Genomic DNA, 25,582 nt, shown 5'->3' on the forward strand with positions numbered 1-25,582 from the left:
GCGAGGGTCTCCTCGCACATGAGCGTGGTGGGCATGCTCCGACGACCCAACGGTCGGCCGTACCGAGGCGCCCCATTGTCGGTCGATGATCGATCGATGGAACATCGATGGCCGTCCCCGCGAGACTTGCCCGGCGAACAAGCCCGGCACCGGTCGGCCGCACCTCACGTTCTCCCCACCGGCCCAACCTGGCCTGCGTGGCGTCCACGCGCACGAGGAGGTAGAGAGTGCACAGTCATCGATGGCGTACGGCTGCGGGGGTTTCCCTCGCAGCGGCGCTGCTGGCGACGTCGGGGACGGCGGTGGCGCAAGCCGCACCGCACCCCGACCGTCCGGCACAACCGCCCCGACCACCCGCACCGGCGGCGGTGCCGGAGGCCGAGCGGACCGCCGTGCTCGGTGCCGACTGGAAGTCGTCGCCGGACCGGGCCTGGTTCACCAGCGGTGACTCGACCGGCTTCCACATCCTGATCGCCGATGCCGCGGGCGGCTACCGCTGGCGGACCCTGGCCACCCTGGCGGAGCCGGGGTTCGAGGCCGACCGGTGGATCGGCAACGCCTGCCTCACCGGTTCGGGCCGTACCCTCGTAGTGGTCTACGCCCCGAGGACGTTCACCAACAAGACCGACCTGTTCGACCGGGGTGGTTTCACGGCCACGGTCGACATGCGCAGCGGCGCCGTGACGAAACTGCCGATCCAGACCTCGCTGGCCTACTTCAACCCCGGTTGTGGCGCGGGTGAGCAGGCCCTCCTGGCGCAGTTCGACGAGAGACGGGGGCGCACACGGCTCATCCGCGTGGACGCGGCGGCCCGCAAGCTGAAGGAGCGCGTCGTCGTACCCGGTCAGCTCGGTGCGGCGGTGCCGACGGCCGGCGGGATCGTCGCCGCCGACAATGGCGCGCTGGTCCGGGTGGCGGCCGACGGCACCCGCCAGGTGATCGCCCCGGCGCGCGGGGTGCCGTTCAAGCTCGCCGCGGACGCTGACGGCGGTGTCGTCTTCCTGGAGCAGGTGGGCCGAGACCGGGTGGCAGTCCGCCGGACCACGGTGCCCGCCGCGATCCGGGCCGGGTCGGGGCAGCGCGCGGGGTCTTCCCTCGGCACGGTGAGCACGCTGGCCACCGGCGGTCTGGCCGAGTTCGACGTGACCTCCGGCCGGGGCGGCCGGGTGTACGTGACCGGCGCCGCCCAGGCCGGGGCCACCCAGGCCCGGGGTACGGGCGTCGGCAGCGTGTTGATGCTCGCCGTGGCGAAGGGCAGCCGGGTCTCCACCCACGGTCGGCTGGCCGTGTCCTCGATCGGTGCGCCCGCCCGCCCGGATCCGGCGCAACCGGATCAGCCGGTCGCCGCCGAGCAGCCGTTGACCATCTCGGCCGAGGCCGTCGGCAACGGAAAGGCGCTCACCTTCTCCGCCGGGTCGGGCGACACGGCCCAGGACGACCAGGGGCCTGCCTCGGGTCGGACCGTCAGCCCCGCGCTCGGTGCCGGCGCGGCGAAGGCGGGGGCGCGGACCCTCGGCGACCCGGGCAGCCCGGCCGACTTCGCCGACCGCTACTGCTCGGTGCCCCGCAACGACCCCCGCAACCAGGCGATGCAGCCCAAGCCACGACAGGTGGAGTGGGCGGTCGACCAGGCCGTGCGGGGGGTGCTCACCGTGAGCCGGCCGGCGAACTGGAAAAACCTGGGCATGCCGGCCTACACCCCGCAGGGGCTCTTCCCCTCGCGCACCCTGTCCGCCGGGGGCTACGTGCCGGCACAGGTGATGCTCGGCATCACGGCGCAGGAGTCGAACCTCTGGCAGGCGGCCCGGTTCGCGGTGCCCGGAGTGACGGCGAACCCGTTGATCGGCAACTACTACGGGATCAACGTGTACAACAGCACGACCGCCGACGACTGGACCATCCGGTGGTCGGACGCGGACTGCGGTTACGGCGTCACCCAGTTGACCGACGGCATGCGGCTGGCCGGCCGGACCAAGCCCGGTGAGACGGCCCTCCCGTACGACACGCAGCGGGCGGTGGCGCTGGACTTCGCCGCGAACGTGGCCGGTGGCCTGCGGGTCCTCCAGGACAAATGGAACCAGACCCGCAGTGCCGGTCTCATCGTCAACAACGGCGACGCCTCCAAGATCGAGAACTGGTTCTTCGCGGTCTGGGCGTACAACTCGGGTTTCTACCCCCAGGCGGAGGCCGGCGCGAACGGCGGAGCGTGGGGCGTCGGCTGGGCCAACAATCCCGTCAACCCCAAGTACCCGGCGAATCGCACCGCCTTCCTGGACGTCAGCTATGAGGACGCGGCCCATCCGCAGGACTGGCCCTACCCGGAGAAGGTGATGGGCTGGGCGGGACACCCGGTCGAGATCCTGGAGAGCCCGGGCACCCTGGTGGCCGGATACCGGGCGGCGTGGTGGAACGGTGACGGGACGGTCGGGTTGCAGAACCGGTCCCGGGTCAAGCCTCCGGTGACGCAGTTCTGCGACACCACCAACAACTGCGTGCCGGGCGGCAAGTACGTCCCGAACGACCCGTCGGTCGCCGGCGAGCCGGCCGGCCCCTGCGCCCACAAGAACAGCCTCGGCAACTATGACCTCAAGTGTTGGTACAACCAGCCGAGCACGTGGAAGCCGGACTGCAGCTTCAGCTGCGGCAACGAGGTGCTGCGGTTCGACCCCGGCTACGCCTACCAGGACGACGGGACCGCGTACCCGCCCCGCTGCACGCTGGACGGCCTGCCGAGCAACGCCCAGATCGTGGACGACGTTCCGGACGGCACACCGTCGGTCCGGCCCAACTGCGGTCGACCGTGGACCAACGCGGGCACCTTTGCGTTCACCTACAAGCCCGACGGGTCGGGCCAGTACCCGGGCAAGATCGACACCCATCAGATCGGCGGTGGATTCGGCGGACACTTCTGGTTCACCCACACCAGGACGGCCGCCGACGAGGGTGGAAAGCTCGAGGTCAAGGCGACCTGGAAGCTCGACACGACCCGCAATGGTCCAATGGTGATCTATGCAGCCCTACCGGATCACGGCGCACACGTCCAGTCCGCCAGGTATGTCGTCAAGACGGCGGCCGGCGACCGGACGCGCGTCATCAAACAGCCGGGCCAGGGGAACCGCTGGGTGTCGCTCGGCGCCTTCATGTTCAACGGTGTCCCCGAGGTCAGCCTCAGCTCGGTGACGCCGAACGGCGACGGGACGCAGGACCTCGCCTTCGACGCGATGGCCTTCGTGCCGACGACCGGCACCTTCCGCGAGGAGGCGCTCGAGGCGGTAGCGGTCTTCGACGAGAACGAGAACATCGACACCTCTTGGCCCTCCTCGTGGCTCGCCGGTCCGCTCAGCAGCCGGCAGGACCTGTACGACTGGGCCCTCGCCAGGGCGGACGCGATCACCCAGCTCCCGGACTGCCCGTCATCGCTCGGGTGCGCGCCGGCACCTCTGCGTACGTGGGCGGGGACCTGGAAGAACGAGGTCCTCCTGGCCGGCACCGACCCGGTCGACCATCCGCTCGGCAACAGCATGGGTCGCTGGATCGGCTTCGCCCAGCCGTACACCGACCGACCGACCAGCAGTACCCGGCCGGCGCACTTCGACGACGACGATCGGACCAAGGGCCGCACCAAGGCCACTGTCTCGTTCCTCGTCGACGGTGCCGGGAAGATCGTCGCGGGCAGCGAATACGCGGAGTACGAGCACCGCACCGGGAACACCCACCTACCGAGGTTCGTCCTCGATCTCTTCGACGCGGTCGCGGCGAGCTACGGCATCGCGAAGCCCGACCTGGAGTACCGGATCCGCGACCTGAACGCCCATGACGGGTTGTACACGAGCGTCAGCCCGACGATGAACGGAGGGATCCTGCCCGGCCGGGAGTACGCCCATGTCGGAAGGGCACCGGTCGCGGTGGATGCCAGTGGCAACCCGTCGACGACCGACGCGACCTGCGTGGCGTCGCTCGTCACCGCCGGTGGATCGATCGGCTACCGGCCGATGCTGAGCGCGGACGGCCCGGACGCGGGGATGTCGGCCTGGGAAGACAAGCTGGCCGACAAGCCGTACCCGCTACGGGCTGTCGTGGAGGACATCCGGGAGATGTTCTTCAACAGCGGCATCCTGCCCGGCCTGGATGCGAGCCCGATGAAGGTCGCCCCACCGATCTGGCAGGAGCTACACTTCAAAGCCTGTGCGGACGGTTCGATCCAGCAGAACAACGGACTGCCCATCCTGCGGTCCAGCTGGATGCCGGACCAGTACCTCTACCACAACGGTCAGGCGATGACCATGACCGGTGCCAGCACCACCAGCAACCAACCGGCCCTGCAGGGCGACTTCCAGAAGTTCAGCAACTCGCCCGACCCGAGCAACAACTTCCCGGCTTGGCCGAACCCGTTCGGTCCGTGCGATGTGGCGACCGAACGCTCCGCCAATCCGTGGAACATGTCGGCTGCGGACCCACGCCAGGGGGCGGGGTACAACCCGGACAGTGGGCACTTCTGCCTGGACAAGAACCTGCCGGGCGACCCCTCGCACAGCAACTGACCTAAGGTCTATCGGTGATCGTACTCTTCCTGCTCCTCGGGTTGATCGCCGTCGTGTCGACCGTGGTGGCAGCACTGCCACTGCGGTCGGCACGGCTGCGTTGCGCCCTGCTCACGGTCCACGTCGCGGTCTCGGTGGCGGTGATGGCGGAGCTGAACGGTCCGTGGCAATTGGAGGCCATGGTCTTCGGCCCGGGCCTGCTGGTGGCTGTGGTCCGGCTGCTCATTATGGCGTACCGGGCCCTTGGACTGCCTGTCCCCCGCCCCAGCGGGGATTGACCAACACATCTGTGATGGGGTTCTGCTCCCCGCTTGCCTGTTTCTCCTGCCCGCACAGGCTCACCGAAAGATCCTCAAGACGTCCGCGTGCGCCGGGAGCCGTCACAGTGTGGCCAGCAACTCAGCGACGGCGGCCGGATCTCCGGCCGCCGTCGGCGGTGCTGAGGCGATCAGTACGGGCTGGAGCGGGGTGGTGTGGTCGGCAAAATGCCGCCACCACCGCCACCCCCGTTGCCGTTGCCGTTGCCGCCGCCCGGCCCGCCCGGGAAGCCCGGGAAGGTCGGCTGCTGCGGCTGTTGGGGCTGCTGCGGGCAGAACGGGTTCAGCGGGTCGGCGGCGCAGGGGTTCGGCGGCGGGGCGGGCTTCGCCGGCTCCACACCGTTGCCGGTCTTGTCGTTGCCCATGCCGGTGACGTCCGGCAGCTTGTCCTTGGGCTGACCCTGGAGCGCCTCGTCCATGTAGCGCTTCCAGATCTTGGCGGGCAGGCCGCTACCGCCGATGTTCTCCTTGTCCTTGTCGATCAGCTCGGGCCGCTTCGGGTCCCGGCTGCCGATCCAGACCGCGGTGGCGATCTCCGGGGTGTAGCCGACCATCCAGGCGTGCCCGTTGGCCCTGCTGCCGTCGCGCGCCTCCCAGGTGCCGGTCTTGCCGGCGGCCTCCCGGCCGTCATCCAAGGCGGCGTGGTTGGGCCCGGGGATCTGCTTGAGCACGCCGGTCACCTCGTCGGTCACCTGCGGGTTCAGCAGCTGCTTCGGGTCGCGCTTCTCCCCGGTGCCGGGAACATTCTGCCAGAGGCCGGTTTCCCGGTTCTGCTGCTGGATCCGCAGGACGAAGTGGGCCTTGTTGTAGACGCCTCGGTTGGCCAGCGTGGCCAGGCCGTTGGCGTGGTCGAGCACGGTAACCGGGTACTTGCCGAACGCCGTCCAACCGTCGAGCCCGGCGGCGGCCGCCTTCTCCGGCGTCTCCTTCCGGAGGTCGTGCATCTTGTTGTCGGCGACGGTCCACATCATCGTGATGCCGGCCCTACGGGCGATGTCCAGCACCTTGGGGACGCCGATGCCGACCTCCTTGTCGGCGGCGACGTGGTAGAAGGGCACGTTGTACGACTTGATCGTCGACTGTTCCAGCGTGCACCACTTGCCACAGACGCCGGCGCCGCGGCGGGCGTTGCCGATCTCGTTCTTGCCGTCCGGCTTGAACGGGGTGGCGTCCCAGTGCGAGTTCACCGAGACGCCCGCGTCGATCGCGGCGGCCAGGGTGTAGATCTTGAAAGACGAGCCCGGCGGGTGCCCACCGGTGGGGTCGCCGTTCTTGTCGGTGTTCAGGCCGGCGTAGTCGAAGTCGGCGCCGCTGTCGCCGCCGTAGTAGGCGAGCACCCGACCGTTGCGCGGATCGATCGAGACCAGCGCGGACATCAGGTTCGAGGGCTGGCCGTAGAGCTCCGAGCCCTTCAGGCCCGGCCGCGCGGCCTCCTCGGCGTACCGCTGGAGCTTCGGGTCGAGGGTGGTGGTGATCCGGTAGCCGCCGTCGCGGAGCGCGTCGACGCAGCTGGTCTTGCCCGCCGCGCCGGAGTTGGTGCAGATGCCCCACTGCTCCATCTCCTTGCGGACATAGTTGATCACGTTGCCCTTGGGGGTCTTCACACCGAACGACGCCGAGCCGGCCTTGCTCGGCGGGAGCACCTTCGGATACACCTTCGGCCGGGTGGCCTCGGTCAGCCAGTTCTCGGTGACCATGCCGTCCAGGACGTAGGTCCAGCGCTGCTGGGCGTCGGGCAGGTTGACCGCCGGGTCGTAGCCCTTGTGGGTCTTGCTCGCGACCGGCTGCTTGATCAGCGCCGCGAGCACCGCGCCCTGGGCCACGGTGAGCTTCTTCGCCGGCACGCCGAAGTAGGTCTGCGCCGCCGCCTCGATGCCGTACGCCCCACGACCGAAGTAGATCGTGTTGAGGTAGTGCTCCATGATTTCCGACTTCGAGTACCTGTCGTTCAGCTTGGAGGCGAGGATCGCCTCCTTGACCTTCCGGGCGTAGGAGTCGTCCTTGAGGTTCTCGTAGGCGTTGCGGGCGTACTGCTGGGTGATCGTCGAGGCGCCCTGCTTGTCGCCGCCGGTGAAGTTGTTCCAGGCGGCCCGGGCGATGCCCTTGTAGTCGACGCCGGAGTGCCGGTAGAAGTTCCGGTCCTCGGCGGCGGCGACGGCGTGCTGGACGTGCTCCGGAATCTGGTTGATCTTGATGAGCTGGCGGTTCTCGTTGCCGAGCTTGGCCGCCACCTTCTTGCCGTCGCTCATGTAGATCGTGGTGGAGAGCGGCAGCGGGATGGCGCTGGGCAGCACCACGGTGGTCGAGTAGTAGGTGAAGCCCACGACACCGACACCGGCCAGCATGATGAAGACGGCGAAGGCGGCGATCAGCAGGTTGATCCGGCGCCGCTTCTTCGCCCGGGCCACCGCGTCCGGGTTGCCGCCGTGGCCGCGACCCGGGCCACTGCCACCGGGACCGTCCGGCCCGCCAGGTCCGCCGGGACTGCCACCGAGCGGGGAGACCCCGGCCCGACCGACGGTCGCCCGACCTGCGGGGCCACCCACCGCCGCCGAACCGACGCTCGCCCGGCCCGCCGAGCCGACACCGACCGAGGCGCGACCGGCGGAGCCGACGCCGACCGAGGCCCGGCCCGCGGGCGCCGGCGAGACCGGCACGGAGGCCCGGCCGCCGGGCTGCGCGGGGACCGAGGCGCGCCCACCGGGGGCCGGCGAGACCGGCACCGAGGCTCGGCCCGGGGTCGCACCGGGCGCCGGGGAGACCGGAACGGTCGCCCGGCCACCGCCGGCACGGCCGGCGGCACCGCCGACGGAGGCACGTGCTCCCACCGAGGCACGGCCGCTGGGTCCCGCGCCCTCCGGTCCGGAGGACCAGCCGCCGCCGGACCGCTGGTCACCGTTGGCAGCGGGAACCTGCGCCCGCCCACGCTGCGAACTGGGATCGCCGTACGAACTCATTCCTCACACCCTGCCGGTCGCGGTGGGACGCGGGCGCGCCACCACCGGTTTGCCGTGAGTTGAAACACCGGAAGCCCTGGTCGGTGACCACCCGACCCGGGACGTCCTGTCTGAACTAATCGGACCAATCAGGCACCGGACCCGTCGATCTCCCCGCCCGACATGCACGGTACCGGGATCGACCGGATCAGCGGGGGTCACCGTTGCGCCTCTCGCCTCCGTCGATGGGTCGCACCGGCGACCGCGTCAGCCTGCTCGGCATGGTCCTCCGCGCCGCCGGCCAGCCCGTCCCGGCCGAGCAGGAACTGCTCGACGAGATGGTTCCAGTCACAACCGGGGCACACCTCCACCACGAAGACCTGGAACTCACGCAGCGTCATCGCCAGCACCGACAGCTCGGCCCGGCTGCGGGCCTGGCCGGCGGACTGCTTAAGTTCGTCGCCGTAAATGTAGTGGACGTGGATCAGGTTCTCGCTGCGGCAGATCGGGCACCGCTGATCGGTCGGCTCGCCGTGGAAGCGGGCGGCGTTCTTCAGGTACGGCGAGGCGTCGCAGACGTCGTACGTGCCCACCCGGGAGGCGAGCAGCTCACGCAGCACTGCTCGCTTCTGGAGCGAGTAGTCGACGACCTGGCGAGACGTACGCATGCGGGAAAGGGTACGCGGTCGCGGCGCGCGAGGCGACCATGGTCACAATGCGTTACCCCGGTGTCGCGTAAAGAGGGTTTGCCCTGATCATAGGAGAGGCACTAAGTTGCGATGTATCGGTCCGATACATCGCGGCGGTTACCACTCCGCGCCGGAGGGTAAAGAAGGGGTGGCCCGTGCTCGAGCTCGCCATCCTGGGCCTCCTGCAGGAGTCTCCGATGCACGGCTATGAGCTGCGCAAGGAGCTGACCGCCAAACTCGGTGCCATCCGGGCGGCGATCAGCTACGGCTCGCTCTACCCGACCCTGCGCAGGTTGCAGGCGGCGGGCTGGATCACCGAAGCGGCCGAGACGCCCGCGACCGCCGAGGAGGTTCCCGCGCTGACCAGTCGGCGAGGTCGGGTGGTCTACAAGATCACAGCGGAGGGCAAGGAACGCTTCGCCCAACTGATCGCGCAGGCCGGTCCCGAGACGTACGACGACACGGGATTCGGCGTGCACTTCGCGTTCTTTTCCCGCACGGACCAGGCGACCCGCCTCCGCATTCTGGAGGGGCGTCGCCGCACGATCGAGGAACGTCGCGAAGGGCTACGCGACGTGCTGGGCCGAGCTGCCGAGCGCCTCGACGCGTACACCCTGGAACTGCAACGCCACGGGCTCGACGCCTGTGAGCGCGAGGTCCGCTGGCTGGAGGAGCTCATCGCCAACGAGCGCTCCGGCCGGGCCCCGACGGTCCCGCAACTAGGGACGGCCGGCGGCCGACGAGATGACAACAGCCCGCCCCCGCCTGGAGAGTCCAGGACAGAGCGGCCGTGATGAAGAAGAAGGAGGCAGACGCTATGGGCTCCGTCCGCGTCGCCATCGTCGGTGTGGGTAACTGCGCCTCGTCCCTCGTGCAGGGCGTTGAGTACTACCGCAACGCCGACCCGAACGACCGCGTCCCGGGTCTCATGCACGTCACCTTCGGCGACTACCACGTCAACTCCGTGGAGTTCGTCGCGGCGTTCGACGTGGACGCCAAGAAGGTGGGCATGGACCTCGCGGAGGCGATCGTCGCCAGCGAGAACAACACCATCAAGCTCTGCGACGTGCCGCCGACCGGCGTCACCGTGCAGCGCGGCCCGACCTTCGACGGTCTGGGCCAGTACTACCGTGAGATCGTCGAGGAGTCGGACGCCGAGGCCGTCGACGTGGCGCAGGCGCTGCGCGACGCGCAGGTCGACGTGGTCGTCTGCTACCTGCCGGTCGGCTCCGAGCAGGCCGCCAAGTACTACGCCCAGGCCGCGATCGACGCCGGTTGCGCGTTCGTGAACGCCCTGCCGGTCTTCATCGCCTCCGACCCGGAGTGGGCCAAGAAGTTCGAGGACGCGGGCCTGCCGATCGTCGGTGACGACATCAAGAGCCAGGTCGGCGCCACCATCGTGCACCGCGCCCTGGCGAAGCTCTTCGAGGACCGCGGTGTCGAGCTGCTGCGCACGTACCAGCTCAACTTCGGCGGCAACATGGACTTCATGAACATGCTGGAGCGCACCCGCCTGGTCTCGAAGAAGATCTCGAAGACCCAGTCGGTCACCTCGCAGATCCCGCACGAGATGAGCAAGAGCGACGTGCACATCGGCCCGTCGGACCACGTGCCGTGGCTCGACGACCGCAAGTGGGCGTACATCCGCCTGGAGGGCCGCTCCTTCGGTGACACCCCGCTCAACGCCGAGCTCAAGCTCGAGGTGTGGGACTCGCCGAACTCGGCCGGTGTGATCATCGACGCCGTCCGGGCCGCGAAGATCGCGCTGGACCGCAAGATCGGTGGCCCGATCCTCTCGGCCTCCTCGTACTTCATGAAGTCCCCGCCGAAGCAGTACGCCGACCACGACGCGCACGCCGCCGTCGAGGCCTTCATCGCCGGCGAGGTCGAGCGCTGACGCGCTGAACACCCGCACCACCGGCGAGGGCCGGGTCCGCACGGACCCGGCCCTCGCCATCGATTCAGGCCGACATCTCCAGGTACGGCGACAGCCGCAGCGCCAACTCCTCCACGGAGTCCACCTCGCCGCTGGTCAACGCCTCGGTCAGCGCCATCCGCTCCTTCGCCGGCATCGACAGGCGCAGGCCGTGACGGCTCAGGAAGACCTGCGTCGCGGCCCAGGCGAGCCCGGCGTTCCACAGGTCGAGGGGCCGCCAGATCATCAGCCCGTGCAGCAGCGCCGCGGCCTTGTCCAACGCGGTCGGGTAGGCGGCCCGACCGATCAACCGCGCGTGCGGCCGGCCTGCCGCCGCCACCAGGATGCCGGCGTCCCGCACCTGGCTTCGCGGCCCGGTGTGCTCGGCCAGGAGGGTGAGCAGGTCTTCGGCGTCCGGCCAGGGATGCGTCACCGATCACCCAACATCTCGAAGAACTCCGCGTCCTCCGCGAAGACCCGCCGGGCGGCCTCGCGGGTCCACTCGTCCCGCTCGTGCCGGTCCAGGTACGCCTGAACCGCCACCTCGACCGTCTTGTGCATCGACCGGTGCTCCGCCTCGGCAAGCTCCTTGAGTCGCTGCTCGACCTCGGGCTTCAGGTTCAGGGTGAAGGCCATACCAGATTTGTATAACTCGTCCGTGGGCACGTCAACCACGCTGTGCGGTGGCGGCTCAGGAGAGCCAGGCGCGGCGCAACGCGACCGCGGCCTCCAACTCCAGCAGGGTCACCTTGCGCGGCAGCCCGCCGCCGAAGCCGACCAGCCTGCCGCCCGCGCCGACGATCCGGTGACAGGGCACGAGCACCGGGACGGGGTTGCGGTTGCAGGCCACCCCGACCGCCCGGGCCGCACCGGGATCGCCGACCGCCCGGGCCACCTCGCCGTAGGTGAGCGTCTCGCCGTACGGGATGCGGCTCATCTCCCGCCACACCGCGCGCTCGAACTCCGACCCGCGCGGCGCCGTCACCGGCACGGTGAACCCGGTCAGCTCGCCGGCGAAGTACGCCCGCAGCTCGGTCACCGCCCGGGCCGAGAGGGCGTCGCCGGGCTCCTCGACCGCCGACTCCACCCGGCCGAAGTGCGCGCCGCGGACCGCCGCGCCGTCGGTGGCCACGGAGAACTCGCCGATCGGCGTGTCGAGCACGGTCCAGCGCATCCGCTCATTCTGCCCCGCCGGTCGGACATCGAGATTCCTCCCGCCGCCGGGCAAGATTTCCGCGACGCCCCGCGTCTTGCCCCACGGAGGTGGACGGTGACAGAGGTCGTCGACGGGGAGTTCACCGCGTTCGTCCAGGAGCGGGGCGACGTGCTGCTGCGGATCGCGTACGCGCTCGCCGGCAGCCAGCACGGTGCCGAGGACCTGCTGCAGAACGCGCTGGCCAAGGCGTACGCGCGCTGGCCCCGGATCCGCGGTGACGCGGAACCGTACGTGAAGCGGATCCTCTACCACGACCAGGTCTCCCGCTGGCGGCGGCGGTCGTACCGGGCCGAGGTGCCGGTGGCCGTGCTGCCCGAGCGGGCCGCGGAACGCGACTCGGGGCAAGACACCGACCTGCGGCTGGTGCTGCGCGCCGCGCTGCTCCGGCTCCCCCCTCGGCAGCGGGCCGTGCTGGTCCTGCGCTACCTGGAGGACATGAGCCTGGAGGAGACGGCGGCAGCGCTCGGTTGCCGGACCGGAACGGTCGCCAGCCAGGCGTCCCGGGCCCTGACGAAGCTGCGGGAGCTGGTCCCGGCCCTCGACGACATGACGGATCTGAAGGAGGCGCGGCGATGAACCGGCGGACCGAGGAGTCGCTGCGGGCGGCCGTACGCGACCTGGCGGGCGAGGCCCGGACCGCACCGGAACTGGCAGGTGCGGCCCTGCGCCGGGGTCGACGGCTGCGCCGCCGCCGTCGGGCGACCGCCGCCGGCGCCGCCCTCGCCGCCGTGGCCGTGCTCACCGCGCCGTTCCTCCTGCTCCGCCCCGACCCGCAGGCCGGTACGGCCGGTTGGGTGGCACCGTCCGGCGTCGCCACCACCGCCCCGGCTCCCACCCCGACCCGTCGGCCCGGTGCGGTGACGGACCCGACGGACTGGACGCGGGCACCCGTGGCGCTGCCGGGCGGCTGGGTGCTCACCGGCGCCACCTCGACCGGCACACCGGCCGAGCCGGGCTACGCCCTGGACCGGCAGAGCGGGCGCTACGTCCCCGGCCGGTACGAGGAGACCTGGGCTGCCCCGCGCGGTCGGGTGGCCGCCGTCGTCGACTACGAGCGCCGCGGCGAACTGGGCCTGCTGGACCTGCCCACCGGGAAGGTGCGCTGGGCGAGGGTCGACCAGTGGATCATGACCCCGCACTGGTCGCCGGAGGGCAGCCGGCTCGCCCTGACGATCATGGACAAGGAGGGCGGGTTCGCACTCGGGGTGCTGACCGTCGCCACCGGTGACTACCGGACGTACCCGATGGAACTCACCCGTCACCTCTGCACCGACCAGTGCTTCTTCACCTGGAGTCGGGACGGGCGCGAGGTGGCGTTGCAGCAGACCGACCCGGACGCCCCCCGGTCGGAGGCGAGCCCGCACCTGCGCCGCGGGGTGCAGTTCTTCTCCGCCGACGACGGGAGACCCACCCGCTTCGTGCCCGTACCCGGTGATCCGGCCGGCCCCTGGTCCTGGTCCCCGGACGGCCGGCGGGTGGTGCTGAAGGGACCGGACGGCCCGGTCCTCGCCGAGGTGGCGACCGGCCGGGTGCTGCGGACCTTCCCGGACGCCGACGCCGCCTGGGTGGACGACGGCCGGCTGCTCCGCCGCGATCCGTCGACGAACGACATGGTGCTGACCGACCCCGCCGGCCGGGAGCTCGGCCGTCGGGCACTGCCCGCCACGCTGGGCCTGAACATGGCCCTCACCCTCGGACCGCGCTGAACCGGCGCCCGTCTCGACGGGCCCGGCGCCGCACAGCCGGCGGCCGGGCCCGTCGAGGGGCAGCGGAGATCAGGACATTTCGGTGAGCGGCACGGCGAACACGATCCGCTTGTCGATGACGTTGCCGCTGCCGTCCACGTAGTGCTCGGTGGTCGTCCAGATCTTGCCGGCCGAGATGGTGGAACCCTCCCCGCTGTGCTCGTGGTAAAGATCCTCACCGCCGATCGTCCAGCTCCAGGTGGACATCGCGGCGTCCCGGGGACCGCTGTACATGAAACTGTGCTTCTCCGCGGAGGAGCGGCCCAGGTAGTAGGAGCCGTTCCAGGTCTGCGCCCCCTGCACGTTGGTCTTCGGGATCGTCACGGCGTCCGTCGGGACCGACCTGCCGTTGGTCAGGGCGAGCTGCCGGGTGGACCCGTCGACCGGATAGCGGACCACCCGGCCACCGACGATGCTCGGGTCGGCCGACGCCGGGCTGGGCCGGTACTCCCCGACCACCAGGGTGTCCGGGCTGGTGCTGCGGTCCAGGGTGAGCGACGAGAAGCAGAGTGAGTCGGCCTTCGGCGAGCAGGCGAGGAACGCCTGCGGCTTCGGCTGCCGGTAGAAGCCCACCTGCGGCAGCACGTACGAGTAGCCGTGGCCCTTGTACACGCCGTTGACCAGCCCCACCTGGTCTCCGTTGGCGGCGTCCACCCAGAGGAACTTGGTCATGTCGAAGACCCGGAGCCCGTCTTCGGTGTCCGTCACGTACAGGTAGTTGCCAGCCCAGGCGATCCCCCCCGCGTGGATCGGGATGGCCTTGTAGTTCGGTGTGCTGGTCTTCGTCGGCTCCACCAACAGCACCTGCCGATACTTCCCGGTGACCCGGTCGACCATCGAGATCCGCGCGCCCTTGTCGTACGACGTCCCCGCGGTGCTGGCCATGTAGTGCCAGGAGACCACCATGACGTCGTTGGCGCCCCAGAGGTGGTCGTCGTCCGCGTCCGACGAGCCGGTGATGCCCTGCGGGGCCCAGTGCAGCACGGTGCTGTCCTCGGCGTTCCAGCAGAACCGGTCCGAGGAGTGGATCAGCTGCTCCGGCCGGAGCGGGATGTCGGTCCGGTCGTAGTTCTCCGGCCGCGCGGACAGCTGGCTGGTGTTGCAGGAGGTGGTCTGCCGGTTGGCGGTGCTCAGCACGGTGGCCACGCCGTCCGCGCCGATCCGGTTGGCCAGCGCGTCCGCGTACGGCTTCAGGCTCCAGTCCGGGGTGAGGGCGAAGGCGCTGCCGTCGCGTTGGGTGATCTGCGTGTCGCTGAGTCCCTCGGCGTGCGCCGGGAGGGCCGGACCGAGTGGGAGGGCGACCGCCGCGACCAACGCGGCGGTCATCATGGTCGATCTGAATCGCAGTCGCATGCGGGGGATTATCCATCCACGGTGGACACCAGGCGTGCTCGTACGCTCACCCGGCGACGTTGACCTGGGTGGCTACCGTACGGATCGTGGCCACGGGAACACTGATCTTCCTCGTCATCGGCGGCGCCGGCGTCGCCGTACTGGCCCTCGGACTGCTCGGCACCGGGCTGCTGCACCTCGGCAGTCCCGACGTCGACGGTCCGGTGTCGCTGGAGACGGTCGCGGGCTTCGTCGGGGCGTTCGGCTTCGGCGCGGCGATCGTCAACGAGCTGCTCGGTGGGCGTACCCCCGGGATGCTGGCGGTCGCGGTGGCCGGCGGCGCGTTCGCCGCGGTGCCCACCGCCTGGCTGGCGTCCCGGCTCAGCCGGGCGGCCCGGGACATGCGCACCGACCCCACCCCCACCCGCGACCACCTGGTCGGCGCGACCGGCCTGGTGGTCACCCCCGTCCCCACCGGCGGCTACGGCGAGGTGCGGGTCCGCCTCGCCGGGCAGCCGGTGAAGCTCAACGCCCGTGCCGACCGGCCGATCCCGGTCGGTGCCCGGATCTTCGTGGTCGAAGCGCTCAGCGAGACCAGCGTCCAGGTCGAAACCTACTGAACGGACAACCCCCATGTTCCTGCTCGTCGCCATCGGCGGCGCGGTCCTCCTCGCCGTCGTCCTCATCCTCTTCGTGCTCTCCCGGATCAAGGTGGCCGGCCCCAACGAGGCCTTCATCGTCACCGGCCGCAAGGGCCGGACCACCCAGACCGCCGACGGCGGCCGGCAGACCGACATGTCCGGGCAGAAGGTCGTGCTGGGCGCCTCGGTCTTCGTCCTGCCGGTGGTGCAGAAGCTCCAGTCGCTCGACCTGTCCAGCCGCCGGATCGACGTCGGCATCCGGGGCGCGGTCAGCAAGCAGGGCATCCGCGCCGACCTGCACGGCGTGGCCATCGTCAAGGTGGGCGGGACCGAGGACGCGATCCGGGCCGCCGCCCAGCGGTTCCTGCACCAGCAGGCCGAGATCGACAACTTCACCCGGGAGGTGCTGGCCGGCGCGCTGCGGTCGATCGTCGGGCGGCTCACCGTCGAGGAGGTGATCCGGGACCGGGCGGCGTTCGCCAGCGCAGTGGCCGAGGAGGCCGAGCACTCGATGACCAACCAGGGTCTCGTGCTGGACGCCTTCCAGCTCCAGGACATCATCACCGAGGGGTCCTACCTCGCCGACCTGGGCCGGCCGGAGGCCGCCCGGGTGCTCAAGGACGCGGCCATCGCCGAGGCCCGGGCCCGGCAGCAGGCCGAGCAGGAGCGGCTGCTCGCCGAGGAGGCGATCGCCGAGGCGAACCGGAACCTGTCCCTCAAGCAGGCCGCCATCCAGGCCGAGATCGACGCGGCGAAGGCGAGGTCCGCAGCGGCCGGGCCGCTCGCCCAGGCCGAGCGGGACCAGGCGATCCTCACCGAGCAGCAGAAGGTCGCCGAGCGCAACGCCGAGTTGAAGCAGCGCCAGCTCGACACCGAGGTCCGCAAGCCGGCCGACGCGGCCCGGTACAAGGTCGAGCAGGAGGCGGAGGCGGCCCGCAACGCGGCGGTGCTGAACGCCGACGCCCGGCGGCAGGCCACCATCGCCGCCGCGCAGGCCGAGGCCGAGCAGGCCCGGCTCACCGGTGAGGGCGAGCGGGCCCGCCGGGCCGCGCTGGCCGAGGCGAACGCGATCGAGGGTGCCAAGGAGGGTGAGGCCGAGCAGCGGCGGCGGTCCGCGATCGCCGAGGCGGTCGAGCGGGAGGGTCAGGCCGAGGCCGCGGCCATCCAGGCGCGCGGGCAGGCCGAGGCGGAGGCGATGGCCCGCAAGGCCGAGGCGTTCGCCGCGTACGGCGAGGCCGCTGTGCTGGACCTGCTGGTCAAGGTGCTGCCGCAGGTGGTCGAGGCGGCCAGCGCGCCGATCGGGGCGATCGACAAGATGACGGTGATCTCCACCGACGGGGCGTCCTCGCTGACGAAGTCGGTGGCCGGGAACGTGGCGCAGGGCCTCCAGCTCGGCTCCGACCTCACCGGCATCGACCTGCCGGGGTTGCTCGCCAGGCTGGGCAGCGCACACAGCAACGGCACCGCCAAGGCCGCCGTCGACGGCTGAGGTGTAAGGAGGGGCCCCCTGTACAACGCCTGGCGTTGTACAGGGGGCCCCTTTTAACACTCGGGGGCCGGCGTCAGGAGGTGATGCCCTGGTCCCGGGCCCAGCGCAGCAGCTCGGCCTCGGCCTCGTCGCGGTCCAGCGGGCCGCGCTCCAGGCGCAGCTCCTTGAGGTGCTTCCAGGCCTGGCCGACCACCGGCCCCGGCGGTACGCCGAGCAGCTCCATGATCGCGTTGCCGTCGAGGTCGGGGCGGACCCGGGCCAGGTCCTCCTCGGCCGCGATCCGGGCGATCCGCTCCTCCAGCGCGTCGTAGTCGGCGGAGAGCGCCGCCGCCTTGCGCCGGTTGCGGGTGGTGCAGTCGGAGCGGGTCAGCTTGTGCAGCCGGGTCAGCAGGTCACCGGCGTCGGTGACGTACCGGCGCACCGCCGAGTCGGTCCACTCGCCCCGGCCGTACCCGTAGAAGCGCAGGTGCAGGCCGACCAGCTTGGTCACCTGGGTGGTGACGTCCTTGGAATAGCGCATGGCCTTCATCCGAGCCTTGGTCAGCCGGGCGCCGACCACCTCGTGGTGGTGGAAGCTGACCCGCCCGTCCGGCCCGACGGCCTTGGTGGCCGGCTTGCCCACGTCGTGCATCAGCGCAGCCATCCGCAGCACGAAGTCGCAGCCGTCGGACTCCAGCGCCATCGCGTTGCTGACCACGGTGAGGGTGTGCTCGTAGACGTCCTTGTGCTGGGCGTGCTCGTCGATGGTCAGCTTCAGCCCGGTCAGCTCGGGCAGGAAGCGGTCGGCCAGGCCGGTGTCGACCAGCAGCCGCAGCCCGGTGATCGGGTCGGCGCCGCAGAGCAGCTTGGTGAACTCGTCGCGGATCCGCTCGGCGGTGATCCGATCCAGGTCCGCGGCCATCTCACCCATCGCCGCCCGGACGTCCGGGTGGACGGCGAAGCGCAGCTGGGCGGCGAACCGGGCGGCCCGCAGCATCCGCAGCGGGTCGTCGCCGAACGACTCCCGGGGGGTGCCCGGGGTACGGATCACCTTCGCGGCCAGGTCGTCCAGGCCGCCGTACGGGTCGGTGAACCGGTGCTCGGGAAGGCTGACCGCCATCGCGTTGACGGTGAAGTCGCGACGGCGCAGGTCGTCGGTGAGGTTGGTGCCGTATTCCACGATCGGGTTGCGGCTGACCTTGTCGTACGCCTCGGCGCGGTAGGTGGTGATCTCCAGCAGCAGCCCGTCGCGCTGGCAGCCGATGGTGCCGAACTCGCGGCCGGTCTCCCAGATCGCCTCGGCCCAGCCCTTGACGATCCGCAGGGTCTCGTCGGGGTGGGCGTCGGTGCAGAAGTCGAGGTCGTTGCCGAGCCGGCCGAGCAGGGCGTCGCGGACCGAACCGCCCACCAGGTGCAGTTCGTGACCGGCGGCGGCGAACCGGCGCCCCAGCTCGTCGGCGACCGGGCTGACGCGGAGCAGTTCGGCGACGGCGTTGCGCTGCGCTGCGGTCAGCTCACGACGGTCGGCGGCGTGGGATGCGGAGGCTTCGGACATGGGATCGCCAGCCTATCGGGCCGGGGCAGGAACTGATCCGCCGGGCGCGGGTATGAAGTGGGCGTTGACTAAGGTCTGGGGCGTGCGGGCCGGTGGTCCGGATCCGACGTCACCCCTTGGAGGCTGGAGATGAGCGGCGGGCTGTACCGCAGCGCCAACGCCACGCCGGACGGCGCGGTCCCGCCGACGGACGAGGCGACCTTCATCTCGGCCGAGCCGCTGAACCAGCCGGCGGTGGAGGCGACCGCCCCGCCGACCGAGCAGGTGGCGGAGACCAGCGCCGCGGCGAACAGCGCGGTGATGGCCGCCGGCAGCCTGGTCAGCCGGGGTACGGGCTTCCTGCGCAACCTGATGATCGGTGCGGCGCTCGGCGGCGGCCTGGTCGGCAACGCGTACACGACCGCGCAGTTCCTGCCGAGCCAGGTGTACGAGTTCCTGCTCGGCGGGGTGCTCACCAGCGTGCTGATCCCGGTGCTGGTCCGGCGGCGTCGGGCAGACGCCGACGGCGGCGACGCGTACGCGCAGCGGCTGCTCACCCTGGCGGTGATCGCGTTGGGCATCGCCGCGCTGCTCACGGTGGCGGGCGCGGAGTTGATCACCGCGTTGTACGCCAGCGGCCAGAGCGCGGGCTACACCGACCTGGTCAACAAGCTGTCGTACCTGATGCTGCCGATGCTGTTCTTCACCGGCGTGAGCGCGTTGATCGCCGCGGTGCTGAACACCCGGGGGCACTTCGCGGCGCCGATGTGGGCGCCGATCCTGAACAACCTGGTGGTGATCGGCACCTGTGCGATCTACATCGCCACCTTCGGCACCGACCTGCTGAAGCCCGAGGAGATGGGCATGGCCCGGATCCTGGTGATCGGCGGTGGCACCCTGCTCGGTGTGGCGGTGCAGGCCGTCGGCCTGCTGCCGGCGCTGCGCAAGGTGGGCTTCCGGTGGAAGTGGCGGTTCGACTTCCGGGAGCTGGGGCTGCGCGAACTGGCGAAGCTCGGGGCCTGGATGTTCTGCTACGTCGCGGCCAACCAGCTCGGCCTCTTCGTGATCGTCAACCTGTTGACCCGGGCGGCCGGCGACGACAAGGCCGGCATCATGATCTACAACAACGTCTTCCTGCTGATCATGATGGCGCACGGCATCGTCGCGGTCTCGATCATCACGGCGCTGATGCCGCGGATGAGCGCCGCCGCCGCGGACGGCCGGTTCGGCGACATCACCGCCGACCTGTCCCGGGGCATCCGGACGGTCAGCGCGGTCCTCGCCCCGATCGCAGTGGTCTACGCGGTGCTCTCCGGCCCGCTGTCGGTGATGGTCTTCCGGTACGGCGCGTTCACCAGCGAGAGCGCCCAGCTCACCTCCACGGTGCTGCTGGTCGGCGCGCTGGGGCTGGTCCCGTTCGCGATCAGCCAGCTGCTCACCTTCGGCTTCTACGCCCTCCAGGACACCCGTACCCCGGCACTGGTGATCATCGGGGTGGTGGCCCTGCGGACGCTGCTCCAGTTCGTCTTCTACCTGGTCTTCCCGGCGAGCTTCGCGGCGGCCGGGATGATGCTCGGCAACGCGATCTCCTACCTGGTGGCGGTGGCCGCCTCGGCGATGCTGATCCGCCGCCGGGTCGGCCGGCTCGGGCTGGGCCGGATCAGCCGGACCGTCGGCCGGGTGGCGCTCGCCGCGCTGGGCGCCGCGCTGGTCGGTCTGGTGCTGGTCCGGCTGCTGCCCGGCGACCCGGCCGAGCTGAGCAAGCCGGCGGCGCTGCTCCAGCTGGTGATCGGCGGCGCCGCGATCGGCCTGACCTACCTCGGACTGGCCGCGGTGCTGAAGATCGGCGAGATCACCGAGGTGATCGGCATGGTCCGCCGCCGACTGGGCCGCTGACCGGCACTCACCACGCACCGTGACCGGGGATCACCAGGCTGGGGACACACCTGTGGATAACTCAGCGATTCGCCGGTCAGCCGCCGGTTCGGCCTGTGGACAACCAACCGGAAGGATGAGGGTGGGGGGCTGATCGGAGGGGAATCCCCGATCGGCGCCGCGCGGTCGCCACACCGGCCGCAACCCCTGCTACGACTACTTGCGGTCAACCTCTAGATTGGCTAGTACACGTGCCGGCATCGTGGCCGACAACGGTCACAACCGGACGGCCCGACGACCGCTGGCACCTCGCAGGCGACGGCGGGAAGATGACATGTCGAGGGAACGGGCAACCCGGGTAAGGTCGCTCTCGACGGGTACGGCAGGCGCCGGTGCTCCGGCGACTCCGGCCGGGCCGGTTCCTTCGACGGCGGAGCGGGAAGCCACCATGCCCAGCAGCACGGGTCCATCGATCGACACGATCACCGAGGGAGGACGGGTGACCCAGGTCGGCGAGGGTCAGGAGGCGGAGGAAAGCGCTCCGCCGGTCATGACCTTCGGTGCTCCCACGGCCGGTGAGATCCTCGCCGAGCGGTACGAGCTGGTCGAGCACATCAACAACGACAGCGCGGGCCGGTTGGTCTGGCGCGGGGTCGACGTCGTGCTGCGCCGGCCCGTGGCGGTCGTTCTGCGCTACCCCGGCGGCGACTCCGCCACCGAGATGCTCCAGGCCGCCGTCGCGGCCAGCCGCGTCATCCACCCCAACCTGGTCGGCGTCTACGACGCCATCGACGAGGACGACCGGGCGTACGTGGTCCGCGAGTGGGTGGACGGCCAGTCGCTGCGCGAACAGGTGGCGGCCGAGGGTCCGCTGGACCCGGCCCGGGCAACCGCGGTGGGCAACGCCGTGGCGAGCGCCCTCGCCGCCGTGCACGCCACCGGCATGGTGCACGGCAACGTGCACCCGGGCACCGCCATGATCAGCGACGAGGGTCGGGTGGTGCTGGCCGACGCGCGCACCGACGGCGCCGACAGCCAGGAGAACGACGTCCGGGCGGTCGGCGGGATCCTCTACTTCGCGCTCACCGGGCACTGGCCGCACCACGAGGCCCCGCTGCACGGCGCCACCGCCGGTCACGGCCGCGCCGCCATCCCCGACGCCGTACGCGACGGCAGCGGTGCGATCGCGGCGCCCCGACAGGTCCGGGCCGGCGTCCCGGCTTACCTGGACGACCTGACGATGGACCTGCTCGACCCGGAGATCGCGCCGCCCTCCTCGGACGTGCTCGCCGCCGAGCTGGCCCGGCTGGACATCCCCGCCGACGACCACTTCCTGGAGAGCGCCGGCACCCTGCGCTTCACCGCCGAGCCGGAGGACGACCGCTCGCCGTTGGCCGCCGCCGGTGGCCGCAAGGTGGCCATCGGCATCGCCGGCCTGCTGGCGGTGGCCCTGGTCGGTCTGCTGATCGGGATCAGCATCTTCGGCGGCGACGACAAGGACCCGGCACGGAAGCCGGTGGCCCAGCCCTCCCCGACCGCGCCCGCCGTGGAGGACACCACGCCCGCCGCGGCCGCCGTCCGCAAGCTCGACATCACCGACGTGAAGATCATCGACCCGGACAGCCGGGTGCGGGACGAGCTCGACGACGCCGACAAGGTGACCGACGGCAGCCTCGACGAGGGCTGGGACACCCAGAGCTACAACAGCGCCAAGTTCGGCAACTTCAAGAAGGGCATGGGCGTCTGGATCGACCTGGGCGCCCCGCACACCGTCAAGTCGGTGCAGGCCGTCGTCTCGGCCGGCGGTGCGACCGCCCAGCTCTTCGCCGGCCAGGGCAACTTCCCGCACACCTCCTCGGGCGACAAGCAGCTGGTCAAGAACTACCAGCCGGTCGGCGACGCGCTGGAGCAGTACGACGGCACCACGATGACCTTCAGCAACGGCTTCAACGCCGACCAGAAGTACCGCTACCTGATGCTCTGGATCACCGAGCTGCCGCAGAAGGAGGACGGCAGCGGCAAGTACAAGATCGGGGTCCAGGAGATCACCGTCCAGGGCTCGTGAACGGCTCGCCGCGTAGCCGTCACCACACCGGTGGGTCGTGGTGACGGACGCGAGCGACCTCGACCTGATCCGCGCCCACGTGGCCGGTGACCGGGACGCCTTCACCGAGCTCTTCCACCGGCACCGCGACCGGCTCTGGGCGGTCGCCCTGCGTACCCTCGGCGACCGCGAGGAGGCCGCCGACGCGTTGCAGGACGCCCTGCTCTCCGCGCACCGGGCCGCGGCCCGCTTCCGCGGCGACTCGGCGGTCACCACCTGGCTGCACCGGATCGTGGTGAACGCCTGTCTGGACCGGATCCGTCGCCGGCAGGCGCATCCGACCGTCCCGCTGCCCGACGGCAGCCGTACCGACGCAGACGGCCGGCCGACGGGGGTGGAGCCGGCCGCCCCGGTCCGGGACCACGACACCGCGCTGGTGGTCCGGCAGGCGCTCGCGGCGCTCCCCGTGGAGCAGCGGGCGGCGCTGGTCCTGGTCGACGTGCAGGGCTACCCGGTCGCCGAGGTGGCCCGGATCCTCGGCGTGGCCGAGGGCACGGTGAAGAGCCGCTGCGCCCGCGGCCGGGCCCGGCTCGCGACGCTCCTGGGTCATCTGCGTACCGGCTCCGACGAGGTCGCCCCGGCTTCCGGCGTACCCGAGGCCACCGCCGGGAACCGCCGGCCCCCGCAGGACGTCCGATCGGGGTCGGGACGGTCCCGGCACGGCACCGTCGAGGAGGAGACGTGACGTCCGGGGACCTCAGCCAGGTCGACCACGACCTGCTCGCCGACTACGTCGGGGGGGCGCTGGAGGGTACGCCCGAGCAGGCGACCGTCGCGCGCCTGGTCGACGAGGACCCGACCTGGTCGGCGGCGTACGCCCGGCTGGTCACCGCCCTGCCGCAGGTGCACGACGACCTGGCCCGGTGGGCCGCCGGCCCCGCCCCGGAGATGCCGCTGGCGGTGGCGGAACGGATCGCCGCCGCGCTGGTCGGCGCCGGACCGGCCCCGGTCGCGGCGGCCGGTTTTCCGCGCCAGCCCGGACCGCAGACCCGGCTCCCGGCGGCCGACGACCCGGCGGGTGACCCGGACCAGGCCCAGTCGGACCGCACCCACCCCATCGACGACCCGCACGGCCCACGCCCCGACGAGCCGGTCGGCCGGCCGGCCGGCGAGCGCGGCGGGCACCCGGAGCGGGCCGGCCGCGACCGGTCCCGGCCGGCGGGGGGCAGCGGACCCGGACGGCGACGTCGGCGCTGGGCCCGGCTCGCCGGTCCGGTGGCGCTCGCCGCGGCCGCCATGGTCGGCGTCGGCCTCGGCGTCAACCAGCTGGTCCGCACCGAGGGCGGCGCGGACAGCGGCGCATCGGCCCCGGGCCAGGAGCGGACCGCCCTGGCCAGCCCGTTCGGCGCGGCGGGCCGCCGCACCACGCACAGCGGCACCGACTGGACCCCGGCGGCGCTGTCCGGCGGCGGGCCCCTCGTGGACGGGCCGCCCGCCGGCAAGCGGCCGGCGGCCAAGCAGCCCGGCGGCCAGCCCGATTCCAGCGACGACCACGGCCGGCTGGCGGGCCCCGGCACGCTGGACCGGCTCGCCGACCCGGTGGCGCTCGACACCTGCCTGGACGAGATCACCGCCGAGCACGGCGCCGGCCCGCTGACCGTCGACGTGGTCGACTACGCGGCCTTCCAGGGGACGCCGGCGCTGGTCGTGGACTTCGTCGACGCGGCCGGTGCCCGATGGGCCTGGGTCAGTGGTCCGGAGTGCGGCGTACCCGGTTCCGGCGCGGACACCCGGTACCGCTCCCGGGTAGGGTGAGGACGCGACCGGACGTCCGCTTTCGCACGTGACGTGACCCACCGGACAGCCGGCTCGGGAATCCCCGCTTCGTACGATGACGTTCTGCAAGTCAGTCGCCGGGGCCCTCGGGCGCCGGCACTCGAACCGGCATCGTCCCGGCGTACGTCAGCCGGAACGGATGGCGACCACACACATCGGGAGACGGCAGTGGACGAGGTCCGCAACCTGATCATCATCGGCTCCGGGCCGGCCGGTTACACGGCGGCGGTCTATGCCGCGCGCGCCAACCTGAAGCCGCTCGTCATCGAGGGCGTGCAGTCCGGCGGTGCCCTGATGACCACCACCGAGGTGGAGAACTTCCCCGGCTTCGCCGACGGCATCCTCGGCCCCGAGCTGATGGACAACATGCGCAAGCAGGCCGAGCGGTTCGGCGCCGAGTTCCTCACCGACGACGTGACCCGGGTCGAGCTCAAGGACACCGGCATGGTCGGCTCGGACGACGTGAGCACCGTGTGGGTGGGTCAGACCGCGTACAGGGCGAAGGCGGTCATCCTCTCCACCGGCTCGGCGTGGCGACCGCTGGGCGTGCCCGGCGAGCAGGAATACCTGGGCCACGGTGTGTCGTCCTGTGCCACCTGTGACGGCTTCTTCTTCCGCAACCAGCACATCGTGGTGGTCGGCGGCGGTGACTCCGCGATGGAGGAGGCGAGCTTCCTGACCCGCTTCGCCGAGTCGGTCACCATCATCCACCGGCGCGACTCGTTCCGGGCCAGCAAGATCATGGCCGAGCGGGCGCTGGGCAACGACAAGATCAAGGTCGAGTGGAACAGCACCGTCGAGGAGGTCCTCGGCGACGACGGCAAGGTCACCGGCGTCCGGGTGCGCAACGTGCACACCGGGGAGTCCAAGGTCCTCGACGTCACCGGCGTCTTCGTGGCGATCGGCCACGACCCGCGCAGCGAGCTCTTCCGCGACCAGGTCGAGCTGGACGACGAAGGGTACGTGAAGGTGCAGGCGCCGAGCACCCGGACCAGCATCCCCGGCGTGTTCGCCGCCGGTGACGTGGTCGACCACACCTACCGGCAGGCGATCACCGCGGCCGGCACCGGCTGCGCCGCCGCCCTGGACGCCGAACGCTTCATCGCCACGCTGAGCTGAGCAGGCGAAAACAACAGAAAACGCAAGCCTGAGGAGGAGGGTCATAGTGGGAGCAACAAAGGTCGTCACCGACGCGAGCTTCACCGCCGACGTGCTGAAGTCCGACAAGCCGGTCCTGGTGGACTTCTGGGCGGAGTGGTGCGGCCCGTGCCGCAAGGTGTCGCCGCTGCTGGAGGAGATCGCCGGCGAGATGGGTGACCAGGTCACCATCGTCAAGCTCAACATCGACGAGAACCCGGAGACCGCCCGGGCGTACCGGGTGATGTCCGTGCCGACCCTCACCGTGTTCAAGAACGGCGAGCCGGTGCAGTCCATCGCCGGCGCCAAGCCCAAGGGCGAGTTGGTCCGGCTGATCGAGTCGGCGCTCTGACCCG

The 25,582-nt window shown here is 71.2% G+C and carries 21 protein-coding genes; 14 read left to right on the plus strand and 7 right to left on the minus strand.

The window, feature by feature from the left end:
* Positions 1-227: 227 nt before the first annotated feature.
* Both GA0070564_RS25120 and GA0070564_RS25125 read left to right on the plus strand, forming a co-directional pair.
* The gene (locus GA0070564_RS25120) at positions 228-4,541 is read left to right on the plus strand and encodes a golvesin C-terminal-like domain-containing protein (RefSeq protein WP_091613986.1); all 4,314 of its coding nucleotides are present in this window, start codon (positions 228-230) and stop codon (positions 4,539-4,541) included.
* Positions 4,542-4,555: 14 nt separating this feature from the next.
* On the plus strand, positions 4,556-4,819 hold the full coding sequence (locus tag GA0070564_RS25125; protein ID WP_091613989.1) for a hypothetical protein: 264 nt from the start codon (positions 4,556-4,558) through the stop codon (positions 4,817-4,819).
* Between the two features lie 170 nt (positions 4,820-4,989).
* Here the strand turns inward: GA0070564_RS25125 and GA0070564_RS25130 are convergent, their stop codons facing one another.
* Both GA0070564_RS25130 and GA0070564_RS25135 read right to left on the minus strand, forming a co-directional pair.
* Complete coding sequence (locus tag GA0070564_RS25130) at positions 4,990-7,815, minus strand: transglycosylase domain-containing protein (protein WP_091613992.1); 2,826 nt, start codon at positions 7,813-7,815, stop codon at positions 4,990-4,992.
* A 197-nt stretch (positions 7,816-8,012) separates the two neighbouring features.
* Positions 8,013-8,462 (minus strand): DUF5318 domain-containing protein, encoded by a 450-nt coding sequence (locus tag GA0070564_RS25135; RefSeq protein ID WP_091613996.1) that lies wholly within the window; start codon positions 8,460-8,462, stop codon positions 8,013-8,015.
* A 176-nt stretch (positions 8,463-8,638) separates the two neighbouring features.
* Here GA0070564_RS25135 and GA0070564_RS25140 point away from each other — a divergent pair, with 176 nt between their 5' ends.
* Together GA0070564_RS25140 and GA0070564_RS25145 are read left to right on the plus strand one after the other, a co-directional pair.
* On the plus strand, positions 8,639-9,277 hold the full coding sequence (locus tag GA0070564_RS25140) for a PadR family transcriptional regulator (protein ID WP_088969018.1): 639 nt from the start codon (positions 8,639-8,641) through the stop codon (positions 9,275-9,277).
* A 23-nt stretch (positions 9,278-9,300) separates the two neighbouring features.
* On the plus strand, positions 9,301-10,380 hold the full coding sequence (locus tag GA0070564_RS25145; protein WP_091614000.1) for an inositol-3-phosphate synthase: 1,080 nt from the start codon (positions 9,301-9,303) through the stop codon (positions 10,378-10,380).
* Between the two features lie 64 nt (positions 10,381-10,444).
* On the opposite strand, the gene GA0070564_RS25150 is transcribed toward GA0070564_RS25145, so the two are convergent.
* The 3 genes from GA0070564_RS25150 to GA0070564_RS25160 are packed head-to-tail and all read right to left on the minus strand — an operon-like array spanning position 10,445 to position 11,572.
* Positions 10,445-10,831, minus strand: coding sequence for a hypothetical protein (locus GA0070564_RS25150; RefSeq protein ID WP_091614003.1), 387 nt, complete (start codon positions 10,829-10,831; stop codon positions 10,445-10,447).
* Positions 10,828-11,034, minus strand: coding sequence for a ribbon-helix-helix protein, CopG family (locus GA0070564_RS25155; RefSeq protein WP_091614006.1), 207 nt, complete (start codon positions 11,032-11,034; stop codon positions 10,828-10,830). Before GA0070564_RS25155 ends, GA0070564_RS25150 begins: the two co-directional genes overlap by 4 nt.
* 55 nt (positions 11,035-11,089) lie before the next feature.
* Positions 11,090-11,572 (minus strand): methylated-DNA--[protein]-cysteine S-methyltransferase, encoded by a 483-nt coding sequence (locus GA0070564_RS25160; RefSeq protein WP_091614009.1) that lies wholly within the window; start codon positions 11,570-11,572, stop codon positions 11,090-11,092.
* 96 nt (positions 11,573-11,668) lie between these two features.
* On the opposite strand from GA0070564_RS25160, the gene GA0070564_RS25165 reads away from it, so the two are divergent.
* On the plus strand, positions 11,669-12,190 hold the full coding sequence (locus tag GA0070564_RS25165; protein WP_091614012.1) for a SigE family RNA polymerase sigma factor: 522 nt from the start codon (positions 11,669-11,671) through the stop codon (positions 12,188-12,190).
* On the plus strand, positions 12,187-13,320 hold the full coding sequence (locus GA0070564_RS25170; protein ID WP_091614015.1) for a TolB-like translocation protein: 1,134 nt from the start codon (positions 12,187-12,189) through the stop codon (positions 13,318-13,320). The genes GA0070564_RS25165 and GA0070564_RS25170 overlap by 4 nt, the downstream gene beginning before the upstream one ends.
* A 69-nt stretch (positions 13,321-13,389) precedes the next feature.
* On the opposite strand, the gene GA0070564_RS25175 is transcribed toward GA0070564_RS25170, so the two are convergent.
* On the minus strand, positions 13,390-14,712 hold the full coding sequence (locus tag GA0070564_RS25175; protein WP_141714863.1) for a hypothetical protein: 1,323 nt from the start codon (positions 14,710-14,712) through the stop codon (positions 13,390-13,392).
* Between the two features lie 86 nt (positions 14,713-14,798).
* Between GA0070564_RS25175 and GA0070564_RS25180 the strand changes: the two genes are divergently transcribed.
* Both GA0070564_RS25180 and GA0070564_RS25185 read left to right on the plus strand, forming a co-directional pair.
* A complete protein-coding gene (locus GA0070564_RS25180; protein ID WP_245670220.1) occupies positions 14,799-15,311 on the plus strand; it encodes an NfeD family protein in 513 nt (170 codons plus the stop codon).
* A 13-nt stretch (positions 15,312-15,324) separates the two neighbouring features.
* Positions 15,325-16,821 (plus strand): flotillin family protein, encoded by a 1,497-nt coding sequence (locus GA0070564_RS25185; RefSeq protein ID WP_091614029.1) that lies wholly within the window; start codon positions 15,325-15,327, stop codon positions 16,819-16,821.
* Between the two features lie 73 nt (positions 16,822-16,894).
* On the opposite strand, the gene GA0070564_RS25190 is transcribed toward GA0070564_RS25185, so the two are convergent.
* Positions 16,895-18,355: a CCA tRNA nucleotidyltransferase gene (locus GA0070564_RS25190; protein WP_091614033.1), complete on the minus strand. Its 1,461-nt coding sequence runs from the start codon at positions 18,353-18,355 to the stop codon at positions 16,895-16,897.
* A 129-nt stretch (positions 18,356-18,484) separates the two neighbouring features.
* Here GA0070564_RS25190 and murJ point away from each other — a divergent pair, with 129 nt between their 5' ends.
* The 6 genes from murJ (at position 18,485) to trxA (ending at position 25,578) form a co-directional block, all read left to right on the plus strand.
* Positions 18,485-20,230: a murein biosynthesis integral membrane protein MurJ gene (gene murJ, locus GA0070564_RS25195; RefSeq protein ID WP_091614037.1), complete on the plus strand. Its 1,746-nt coding sequence runs from the start codon at positions 18,485-18,487 to the stop codon at positions 20,228-20,230.
* Positions 20,231-20,657: 427 nt separating this feature from the next.
* On the plus strand, positions 20,658-22,274 hold the full coding sequence (locus tag GA0070564_RS25200) for a protein kinase family protein (protein WP_091614040.1): 1,617 nt from the start codon (positions 20,658-20,660) through the stop codon (positions 22,272-22,274).
* A 37-nt stretch (positions 22,275-22,311) separates the two neighbouring features.
* Positions 22,312-22,998, plus strand: coding sequence for an RNA polymerase sigma factor SigM (sigM, locus tag GA0070564_RS25205; RefSeq protein WP_091614043.1), 687 nt, complete (start codon positions 22,312-22,314; stop codon positions 22,996-22,998).
* On the plus strand, positions 22,995-24,068 hold the full coding sequence (locus GA0070564_RS25210; RefSeq protein WP_091614048.1) for a hypothetical protein: 1,074 nt from the start codon (positions 22,995-22,997) through the stop codon (positions 24,066-24,068). Before sigM ends, GA0070564_RS25210 begins: the two co-directional genes overlap by 4 nt.
* A gap of 189 nt (positions 24,069-24,257) precedes the next feature.
* Positions 24,258-25,208 carry a thioredoxin-disulfide reductase gene (gene trxB / locus GA0070564_RS25215; protein WP_091614053.1) on the plus strand — a complete coding sequence of 317 codons (951 nt, stop codon included), beginning with the start codon at positions 24,258-24,260 and terminating at the stop codon, positions 25,206-25,208.
* Positions 25,209-25,254: 46 nt separating this feature from the next.
* On the plus strand, positions 25,255-25,578 hold the full coding sequence (gene trxA, locus GA0070564_RS25220) for a thioredoxin (protein ID WP_091614057.1): 324 nt from the start codon (positions 25,255-25,257) through the stop codon (positions 25,576-25,578).
* The last annotated feature ends 4 nt before the right edge of the window (positions 25,579-25,582 follow it).

Source organism: Micromonospora mirobrigensis (assembly GCF_900091555.1).
In the GTDB taxonomy this organism is placed as follows: Bacteria; Actinomycetota; Actinomycetes; order Mycobacteriales; family Micromonosporaceae; genus Micromonospora; species Micromonospora mirobrigensis.

What these genes read in the sequence shown, in the direction of transcription:
- GA0070564_RS25145 (WP_091614000.1), top strand. Translation starts at nt 9,301, where the DNA reads ATGGGCTCCGTCCGCGTCGCCATCGTCGGTGTGGGTAACTGCGCCTCG.
- GA0070564_RS25160 (WP_091614009.1), bottom strand. Translation starts at nt 11,572, where the DNA reads ATGCGCTGGACCGTGCTCGACACGCCGATCGGCGAGTTCTCCGTGGCC.
- GA0070564_RS25170 (WP_091614015.1), top strand. Translation starts at nt 12,187, where the DNA reads ATGAACCGGCGGACCGAGGAGTCGCTGCGGGCGGCCGTACGCGACCTG.
- GA0070564_RS25185 (WP_091614029.1), top strand. Translation starts at nt 15,325, where the DNA reads ATGTTCCTGCTCGTCGCCATCGGCGGCGCGGTCCTCCTCGCCGTCGTC.
- GA0070564_RS25135 (WP_091613996.1), bottom strand. Translation starts at nt 8,462, where the DNA reads ATGCGTACGTCTCGCCAGGTCGTCGACTACTCGCTCCAGAAGCGAGCA.
- GA0070564_RS25200 (WP_091614040.1), top strand. Translation starts at nt 20,658, where the DNA reads ATGCCCAGCAGCACGGGTCCATCGATCGACACGATCACCGAGGGAGGA.
- GA0070564_RS25175 (WP_141714863.1), bottom strand. Translation starts at nt 14,712, where the DNA reads ATGCGACTGCGATTCAGATCGACCATGATGACCGCCGCGTTGGTCGCG.
- GA0070564_RS25130 (WP_091613992.1), bottom strand. Translation starts at nt 7,815, where the DNA reads ATGAGTTCGTACGGCGATCCCAGTTCGCAGCGTGGGCGGGCGCAGGTT.
- murJ (WP_091614037.1), top strand. Translation starts at nt 18,485, where the DNA reads ATGAGCGGCGGGCTGTACCGCAGCGCCAACGCCACGCCGGACGGCGCG.
- GA0070564_RS25190 (WP_091614033.1), bottom strand. Translation starts at nt 18,355, where the DNA reads ATGTCCGAAGCCTCCGCATCCCACGCCGCCGACCGTCGTGAGCTGACC.
- GA0070564_RS25155 (WP_091614006.1), bottom strand. Translation starts at nt 11,034, where the DNA reads ATGGCCTTCACCCTGAACCTGAAGCCCGAGGTCGAGCAGCGACTCAAG.